Source organism: Glycomyces salinus (assembly GCF_016428645.1).
Classification (GTDB): domain Bacteria; phylum Actinomycetota; class Actinomycetes; order Mycobacteriales; family Micromonosporaceae; genus Glycomyces; species Glycomyces salinus.
In genome coordinates this window covers 1-7390 of sequence record NZ_JAELXW010000007.1, presented here as the reverse complement: position 1 = coordinate 7390, position 7390 = coordinate 1, and the positions used below count along the sequence as shown (strand labels likewise).

Below are 7390 nucleotides of genomic sequence, written 5' to 3'. Positions count from 1 at the left end.
GCCCCGACCGTCGGGTAGCGTCAGCGCCCCGCAGCGGCAGCAGGCCGCCGCCCGGACTCGGAGGAAGCGCGAGGTTCGCCGCGGCGCAATCGTGAGGCCAGGCATGCGCGGGCGCGATCGACGGTGAGACGCTCGGGTGAATCCGGGGACGAGGAGACCAGCCAGCCATGATCGCAGAGGACATCGAACGGGTTGCCGCGCTCATTCGGCAGCGCAACGACATCGACCGACAGATCTCCGCTGTCATCGGACGCCCGGTCGTTTCGGGTCATCTGGCCGAGTGGTTGGCCTCACAGGTCTTCGATATTGACCTCGAAGTTCGAGCCAATACCCGAGCCATCGACGGCGTCTTCCGTTCCGGGCCGCTGCGCGGTCGGTCGGTGAACATCAAGGGCTACGGCAAGCAGGAATCGATGCTCGACATGACCGAGGCCGAAGGGCTCGACTTCTACCTGGTCCTGACCGGGCCGCCTGCCGATTGGACGACCTCTGCCGCAGCGACCAGACCCTGGTGCGTCGACCATGTGTACTTGTTCGATGCGCCGCGGCTGCTCGGTCGGCTTCGCGCCCGGCCGCAGGCGCCCAAGATCGGGGTTGCCACCAGCGTCGCGGCCCAGTACTGGCGCGAGGCTGAGATCTATCCGGCCGCAGTCAATCCACTGCTTGCGCTCACTGCTGAGCAGGCTGCCGCGCTCGACTGCTTCCGGTCCGCCCCGGCGATGCCCGATGAGGCGTGATTGACGGCGCCCCGACGAGTCTGCCGCCTATCCGGCGCGGCCGAACGCCCGCGCCTTCCGGGGCGCGTTCGCACGGCGCGGCCTCCTACTGCGGGAGCTCGGCCCGGGCTACCGGGGGTGTGCGGCGGATTCGAGCAGGGCCATATAGTCGGGATCGATGTCACCGGCCGCGGCGCGCTCGGTGGCGAGCGCGAGGCATTCGAGGCGGAATGCCTGGTCGGGGTGGGCGGCGGCTTGGGCCGCGGCGAGGAAGCACACCTCGACCGGGTCGATGCCGGCGCGGGGCAGACCGTGGGATCGGATCTGCTCGGCGATCCACTGCGTGAACTCATCGAGCCTGCGCCGAGCGAGGAAGGCGTGGCTGCGCGCCAGGTCGGCGGCGGTGAGGTCGTCTCCGGCCATGTGGCGACGGTGGGCGTCCTCGCAGTCGCTGCGGCCGTCGAAGCCGGTCTCCTCCAACGCCTGAAGGGCGGCGGCGATGTTCCACGGTCCAGTCTCGAAATCGGGGTGGCCCTGGTCGTCATCGCCAGGGGCAGCGCTGAATGCGGCGGCGAGCGCGGGACCGTAGGGGACCGGGTCGATCGTGCCTTCGGGGGTGCCGATGCCGCTGCGGCGGACCCGAATCGCGCCACGATAGGGCGGGATGGCCCCGAATATCCTGGTCGTGACCGCCTCCAGCACTTCGGTTTCGACGGTCGTGAGCGGGCCGAGCTCGTCCCAACCCCATTCGGCGAGCAGATATCCGGTAGCGGGTATGCCCTGGAAGTGGAGGAGCTGCTCTGGTTTCTTGAGGTAGGAGCCGCCGTCGGGGTCGCGGGTGTCGGCGATGGCGAGCGTGTGCGTCTCGGTGAAGCCGTCCTGGTCGGTGATGACGACGCGGTCGAGAACGGCCCAGGCCCAGTCGGGGGTCGCGGTTTCGATCTCGCCCATGACGATGCCCCTTTCCTCGCGGTCTCCTCGTGAGCGTAGCAATGCGGTTACCGACCCTGCCGTATTGTCTTCTGGTTCGTCCACGACCCGAGACCAGTCCGCCGCCAACGCTCGGTGCGTCGTGTTGCCGCCCGCATCCGGTCCTTGCGCGAGCGCTCGTGTCAAGCGACCGTCCACATGCGTATATCGCTGTATCGGAGCCGTGTGCTGCGGGGCGCCCGATCCTGCGGTGCGGGGCACGGGGCATCCCGCCGCCCGGCCTTCGGGAGGCGTCGGCGTCCACGGTGGCTGGGCCCGTTCCGGTCAGGTCTTGGGGAGGTGTGCCGGGAATCGCGGAGCTATGGTGAGGCTGATTGCGGCGGTGAAGGAGTCGATGGTGTCGGTGGTGAAGGAGTTCGGGCGCAACATGGCCCGGGGTGGCCGGGGCGAGCGGGTCTCGGCGGTGTATCTGGATTTCGAGAACCTGGTGCTCGGGACCGGCGGCGGTGCCCACCGGGAGCGGACGTTGGAGGCCGAGCGGCTCCAGATGGTCTGCTACGGGTTCGGGACCGCGGTGCTACGCCGCGCCTATGCCGAATGGGCGAACGCGGTCTTCGGTGACTATCGGCGGTCGTTGGCCGATGCGGGCGTGGACCTGGTCGAAGTCGACCATGTCAACAACCGTGGGAAGAACGCCGCGGACCTCAGGATCGCCGTGGACGCGATGGAGTGCATGATCATCCATCCCGAGATCGAAGTGTTCTACCTGGTCACCGGCGACAACGACTTCTCTCCGCTGGTGGGCAAGCTCCGCGAATACGGCAAGCATGTGGTCGGGATCGGTCCCGAGCAGAGTGCGGGGAACCGACTGGTGTCGGTGTGCAGCTCCTACCTGTACTGGGAGCATGTCGGGCGGCGCGAACCGGAGGCGGCCCCGACCCGACCGGTTCGCCGAGCCTCGCCAGTGGAAGTGAGTCCGGAACGGTCGGGCGAACTGCTCGAGGCGGCGTTCAAGCGGATCGGGACGGCCGGGCCGGTCCCGGCCGCGACGCTGAAGCACGCGATCAAAGCGGTCGACCCGGACTTCGATGAGCAGGCGCACGGGTACCGGCGCTTCCGCGAGTTCTTGGAGGCCAACGGCCAGAAGGTGCAGGTCGTGGGGCGCTCCGGTATGGACCTGACCGTCGCCTTGGTCGAAGCCGAACCTGTCCTGGGCGATGACGCGGTGTCCCCGTGACGCATCGAGGGGAGCGGTGCATCAAAGACGGTCAGGCAGGAAAGTAAGGCGGGCCGAGGGGATCGATGCCGAAGCGCAGGACCTCGTCACAGGCTTCGATCGGGTGGTTGCAGGTGCTGATCTGCCGATATGCGCTGGTTGTGGACCATACGGTGTAGCCGCGGTGGTGAGCTTGCCGGATGGCGAGGAAGACGCCGACGCTGAGTCCGGGATCGCCGTCACAGGTCGGTTCGATGGCCCACACGCCGGGCAGCGCACGGTCGCGCTTGACGGTGAAGTCGAAGCAGTCGAGGCGGACGTGGGCAAGGTCGGGGGTCTCGATTCGGTACATGGTGGTTGCTCCTAGAGGGTCGGGTGTCGGATGCGGAGCCGCTGGTGGGGCGACGCCCCACCAGCGGCTTGGAACGGGCTCAGGGCAACTCGAAGGCGACCCGTCCGTCACATGGCTCTATGGGGCAGGCGATGGTGCACGAAATGTAGGCGAAGTCGCTGGCCGCGTCGAAGAAGTTCCAGGCCGGGGCATCGGCCGGGGTGTAGCAGTTGCGGAAATCGCCGCTGGTGTCGACGCGCCACGCCGCATCGCAGGTGTCGCAGTCCGCGATCAGGGTCCCGATCCAGACGCCGGGAATCGCCGTCAGGTCCAGGTCAGTGGCGCTCTGGCCGTGCGGGAGCCGGCAGAGCGCGTCGGTGAAGAACAGCCGCTCGCCGGAGGCGCAGGCGAGGTATTCGCCTCGTTCGATCAGTGCCGAACGGGGGCGCATGCGGCGAGGATCGGGGTAGGTGACGGTCACGCGCATGGTGCGCTCGAGGCGCAACGCCAGGACGCTCCTGGCGCTGCTGACGAAGTGGTTCGCCTCGTCCTCGTCCCACAGTTGGTGTGTGGTGGTCGACCATCCGCGGTCGGTGAGTATCCAGGCGAGTTCGGCTGGTTCGGCGAAGGCGTCGAGATCGACGCATGCAGCGGGCAGGTCATCGGGAGCGTCGAGCATGCGGCGTGGGTCGGTCTCGGGCGGGCCGATGACGGTGCGCTGGACGTACTCGGCGGCGCCCAGGAGCATGCGAAGTCCGGTGGCGTGTTCGGGCTGGAAGTGCTCGCAAAGCGCCTGGAGGGTGGCGATGGCGTCGACGCGAAGCGTCTCGAGGTCGAAACCGAGCTGGTTCAGGGGCGGCTGAGACATGTGGGAACCTTCCTTACGACGGTGCGGTCCTCGGCGGGCCGCTGCGGGTGATGACCGCCCAGGCGATCGCGTCGCCCAGACCGGTCATGAGCTCGGGTTCGTGGGCGGGGCAGGCGCGGAAGCGGAAGCCCGCCGAATCGTGGCCGACGAGGGTGTTGTGCATGGGGTAGGCGCGGTCGGCACCCGCGTCGACGGCGACCGGCCTGCCGCATACGGGTACCGGGCAGCGTGCGCTATCCACGACCGGCCACCGCCCGGTCGGCCTTCGAGGGTTCGTCGGGTTCGGTGTTGGTCAGGCCGAGGTCGGTCAGGCAGACGGTCACCGCGTGTTCCAGTTCGGTCAGCCCGGAGCCGTCGGTGGTGCTCGTATATCGCCGGTCGAAGAATGCCCGGTCCGGATCGCAGACCGGTGCGGGCCGGTCGGGGCGGAAGACCAGGTAGCGCGTGGCGGCGCCGACCACGATGGTGCCGGAGCAGTCGGTGAGGCGGGTCTCCCCTCGCGCCTTCTGGACGCGGTGGAGGTGCTGTTGCGGGAACAGCAGGAAGTCGCCCTGCGCCAGGTCGGCGGCGGCCGTTATCTGGAGGCGGCCTGGGAATCGGTGGTCGCGGAGGGCGCGTTCGGTGTGTTCGGCGCGGCGCTGTCCGAGGCCGGTCAGGGCCTTCTGGAGCTGGTCGATGCGCTCGCGCGGGTCGCGCAGGACTTCGTCGGGATCGCAGGCCCCGCAATCGCAGTCGAGGGCGTGGAGTTCCTTGACCGAGAATCCCTGCTCCCGGCTCCAGGGGGTGATGACGGTGTCCCAGGCGTCGGGGGAGTGCTGGTGTTCGAGGAATTCGACGATCGCGCCGTCGTCGCCGAACAGGCTGGCGATCCGGGCGGGGTAGTAGAAGGGCCAGGCGAACGGCCTGGTGCTGGAGGGGTCGCGCGGGGCCAGGAAGTTCGGGCGTGCCTTGACGATCTCGCCTTCGGTGAAGCGGTGGATTGGCATAGTGGTGACTCCGTTCGAGATTCGGGGACTGTGTGAAGGGCCGATCAGCGCTGCGCTGGTCGGTCTTGGACCGGGGCGGGGAAGTTCGGGGCGGTAGCCTCCGGCGTCTCGTCCGTGGTCTCGGTGTCCAGGTGCGTTGCGATGAGGGCCGCGATGTCGCGGGCCAGGCCGATCGGAACCCGGTCGAGGTCGATGTCGACCTCGGCGGCGCGGGAGAGGACACGGAAGGAGCCGCTGAGGAGGTCGGGTCCGCGGAATCTGGTGTAGCTCTCGCCGTCGTTCGGGTAGCGGTGAGCGCCGGGGATCAGGGATTCGAGCTCGGCGACTGCGAAGGCGAGAGCTGCCCGGCGGTCGCGTGCGTCATCGAGTGCGGTGTGGACCTCCGCGATGGCCTGGTCGTACTCGGCCGTGAGCAGACGCCGCTGGATCTGGCGGGCGATGTGTTCGGCAGGACGTCGGGCGGCGACGGTCGTGCGCTGGACCTCCAGACGCGTATGGCTTCGGTAGCCCTCCGGTAGTTCGGCGGTGATCGTCACTCGCCAGACCGCCGCCTGGCGCTCGGGCTGGATCATCAGGTACCGGTCGCCGGACCGGATGGCGACCACGTACTCGTGCGGGTCACAGCGTTCCCAGGTGCCGGGCAGGTGCTCGGCCAGGGCGGTCGCGCACGTCTCGGCGATGATGCAGCGCTGCTGCTGTTCTTCGTTCCAGGAGAGTATCTCGGACATGCAAAGCTCCGTAATAGACAGTTCTGGCTGGCCTTGGGTTGCTCGGATGCGTCCAGTGCTCAGTGGTGCCGAGCGGCGGAACGCAGCTCGGTGACGAGTTCGTCGGCGAACCGTTCGATCCGCTCGCGACCGGCAGGGCTGTCGAGACGATTCGAGACGATGCGCGAGAGGATGAGGACGTTGAGCGCGGTCTCGCGAAGCAGCCCATCGATCGGAATGCTGTGGCGTTCCGAGGCGAGGCCGGTGACGGCGTCCGCCATCTGCCCGAGTACCTGGCCCGGCGTCGAGGTCGACTGCTCGGTGTCGCCGAGCTGGCGGCCAAGCAGGTCGACCACAGTGCGTAGAACCCCGATCGGGGTGTTGCGCAGATGGAGGTCGGCAGTCGCCGCTTCGCGGCCGACACGAAGGCTGGCGCTGAACCGGTCGGGCCCGCCGGCACTGCTGACGGCCGTAGCCGGGGAGTGAAGATCAGGGACGGCGCCGGGCATGCTCGCCAGGAAGTGCTCGGTGATGGCCGCAGCCATCGCTTGGCGCTGCGCTTCCCGCTCCAATGCCGTGTGGACTCGGGCTGCTATCTCGGCGTGTGCGGGCAGAAGCCGGCGGGCGACATCGGCGGCGATGGCCTCGGCGCCGCGATCGGCGGCGACGGTGATCTCTGGCGGCGTGATCCCCTCGACCACGCCCCATCCCTGAGGGAGTTGGGCCTGGATACTCACGCGGGCGGTGCCGTTCTGCTCGTAGGCGCACAAGTGCAATTCGCACCCGTCATGGGCGATGCTCGCTTCGGCGTGGAGGGATTCGGTTCGATGCCACTGGCCGGACAGGTGCTCGCAGAGGGCGTCGGCGTGATCGATGGCGAGCTGTTGGAGCTCGGCGTGACTGTAGTCGGACATGACCTCTCCTGGGGTTCGGGACCGCGTCGGTAAGCGGTCGCGGCCGGATTGACGCGACCGCCCCGACCCGGCGGAGGAGAGGGAGGGGCGCACCGGCCCGGCGACGAAGGAGCCGGCGGCCGGGGCGAGCGCAGCGGTCCCGACCGGCCGCCGGGTAGCGTGTCGGCGGCAAGGAGGCCCGCGACCGGCCCGCAGGCCGGTATTCCAGGGGAAGTCGGACCAGTGTGGACTCGTGGCGGACATGACCGATGACGAAGCTCGCGCCCAGGCCTTCCACAGAGCCCTCGCCGACCAGGTAGAACGCGACTTGCCACAAATCAGCGAACCGACGGCGAACGCGATCCGACGTGTCCCCAGCCACTGGTACGTTGACCGGGCTATTGGAGCGATTCCCCACGTGCCTCGGTGAATGTTTCCGTCCCGCTCGATACAACAACGGCTTCGGACTGTGAAGGAGCTGTGCGATGTCGGAAGTGGATCCGAGGGTCGTCGAGTTGATCAGGGATCCGATGTTGGATCGGCGGTCCAAGACCAATGAGTAGCGGCTGCTGCTCGTCCGCAGGGTCTCGGCACTTCTTGGAGTATCTGGCCGCCCGAAATGATTGACCGTGTCGCAGGGGTTTGTTGACGGTCTCGGGACTCGGGTGATGACACACGGCACGTGGCACGGAGCTGATAACTCTGAGGTCTATCCGGCCCCGGACAACTGAAGAACACAAGCA

At 68.2% G+C, this 7390-nt stretch carries 9 protein-coding genes; 2 read left to right on the top strand and 7 right to left on the bottom strand.

Annotated features, from left to right (window positions below; genetic code table 11):
• Window positions 1-167 precede the first annotated feature (167 nt).
• Window positions 168-737: a hypothetical protein gene (locus tag JFB92_RS03145; protein WP_199034815.1), complete on the top strand. Its 570-nt coding sequence runs from the start codon at window positions 168-170 to the stop codon at window positions 735-737.
• A 108-nt stretch (window positions 738-845) separates the two neighbouring features.
• Here JFB92_RS03145 and JFB92_RS03140 read toward each other — a convergent pair whose 3' ends face one another.
• Window positions 846-1667 carry a hypothetical protein gene (locus JFB92_RS03140; RefSeq protein ID WP_199034813.1) on the bottom strand — a complete coding sequence of 274 codons (822 nt, stop codon included), beginning with the start codon at window positions 1665-1667 and terminating at the stop codon, window positions 846-848.
• A gap of 376 nt (window positions 1668-2043) precedes the next feature.
• On the opposite strand from JFB92_RS03140, the gene JFB92_RS03135 reads away from it, so the two are divergent.
• Window positions 2044-2883: an NYN domain-containing protein gene (locus JFB92_RS03135; RefSeq protein ID WP_199034811.1), complete on the top strand. Its 840-nt coding sequence runs from the start codon at window positions 2044-2046 to the stop codon at window positions 2881-2883.
• Window positions 2884-2914: 31 nt separating this feature from the next.
• Here the strand turns inward: JFB92_RS03135 and JFB92_RS03130 are convergent, their stop codons facing one another.
• From JFB92_RS03130 to JFB92_RS03105, 6 genes are all read right to left on the bottom strand, one after another.
• A complete protein-coding gene (locus tag JFB92_RS03130) occupies window positions 2915-3214 on the bottom strand; it encodes a hypothetical protein (protein ID WP_199034809.1) in 300 nt (99 codons plus the stop codon).
• A 79-nt stretch (window positions 3215-3293) separates the two neighbouring features.
• Window positions 3294-4061, bottom strand: a complete 768-nt coding sequence (locus JFB92_RS03125; protein WP_199034807.1) for a hypothetical protein — start codon at window positions 4059-4061, stop codon at window positions 3294-3296.
• Between the two features lie 13 nt (window positions 4062-4074).
• The gene (locus JFB92_RS03120) at window positions 4075-4302 is read right to left on the bottom strand and encodes a hypothetical protein (protein ID WP_199034805.1); all 228 of its coding nucleotides are present in this window, start codon (window positions 4300-4302) and stop codon (window positions 4075-4077) included.
• Window positions 4295-5047, bottom strand: a complete 753-nt coding sequence (locus JFB92_RS03115; RefSeq protein ID WP_199034803.1) for a hypothetical protein — start codon at window positions 5045-5047, stop codon at window positions 4295-4297. Before JFB92_RS03115 ends, JFB92_RS03120 begins: the two co-directional genes overlap by 8 nt.
• 44 nt (window positions 5048-5091) lie before the next feature.
• Entirely contained in the window at window positions 5092-5775 is a 684-nt protein-coding gene (locus JFB92_RS03110) for a hypothetical protein (protein ID WP_199034801.1), read from the bottom strand.
• Between the two features lie 59 nt (window positions 5776-5834).
• Window positions 5835-6668 carry a hypothetical protein gene (locus tag JFB92_RS03105; protein ID WP_199034799.1) on the bottom strand — a complete coding sequence of 278 codons (834 nt, stop codon included), beginning with the start codon at window positions 6666-6668 and terminating at the stop codon, window positions 5835-5837.
• Window positions 6669-7390 lie beyond the last annotated feature (722 nt).

What these genes read in the sequence shown, in the direction of transcription:
- JFB92_RS03110 (WP_199034801.1), bottom strand. Translation starts at nt 5,775, where the DNA reads ATGTCCGAGATACTCTCCTGGAACGAAGAACAGCAGCAGCGCTGCATC.
- JFB92_RS03140 (WP_199034813.1), bottom strand. Translation starts at nt 1,667, where the DNA reads ATGGGCGAGATCGAAACCGCGACCCCCGACTGGGCCTGGGCCGTTCTC.
- JFB92_RS03105 (WP_199034799.1), bottom strand. Translation starts at nt 6,668, where the DNA reads ATGTCCGACTACAGTCACGCCGAGCTCCAACAGCTCGCCATCGATCAC.
- JFB92_RS03115 (WP_199034803.1), bottom strand. Translation starts at nt 5,047, where the DNA reads ATGCCAATCCACCGCTTCACCGAAGGCGAGATCGTCAAGGCACGCCCG.
- JFB92_RS03125 (WP_199034807.1), bottom strand. Translation starts at nt 4,061, where the DNA reads ATGTCTCAGCCGCCCCTGAACCAGCTCGGTTTCGACCTCGAGACGCTT.
- JFB92_RS03130 (WP_199034809.1), bottom strand. Translation starts at nt 3,214, where the DNA reads ATGTACCGAATCGAGACCCCCGACCTTGCCCACGTCCGCCTCGACTGC.
- JFB92_RS03145 (WP_199034815.1), top strand. Translation starts at nt 168, where the DNA reads ATGATCGCAGAGGACATCGAACGGGTTGCCGCGCTCATTCGGCAGCGC.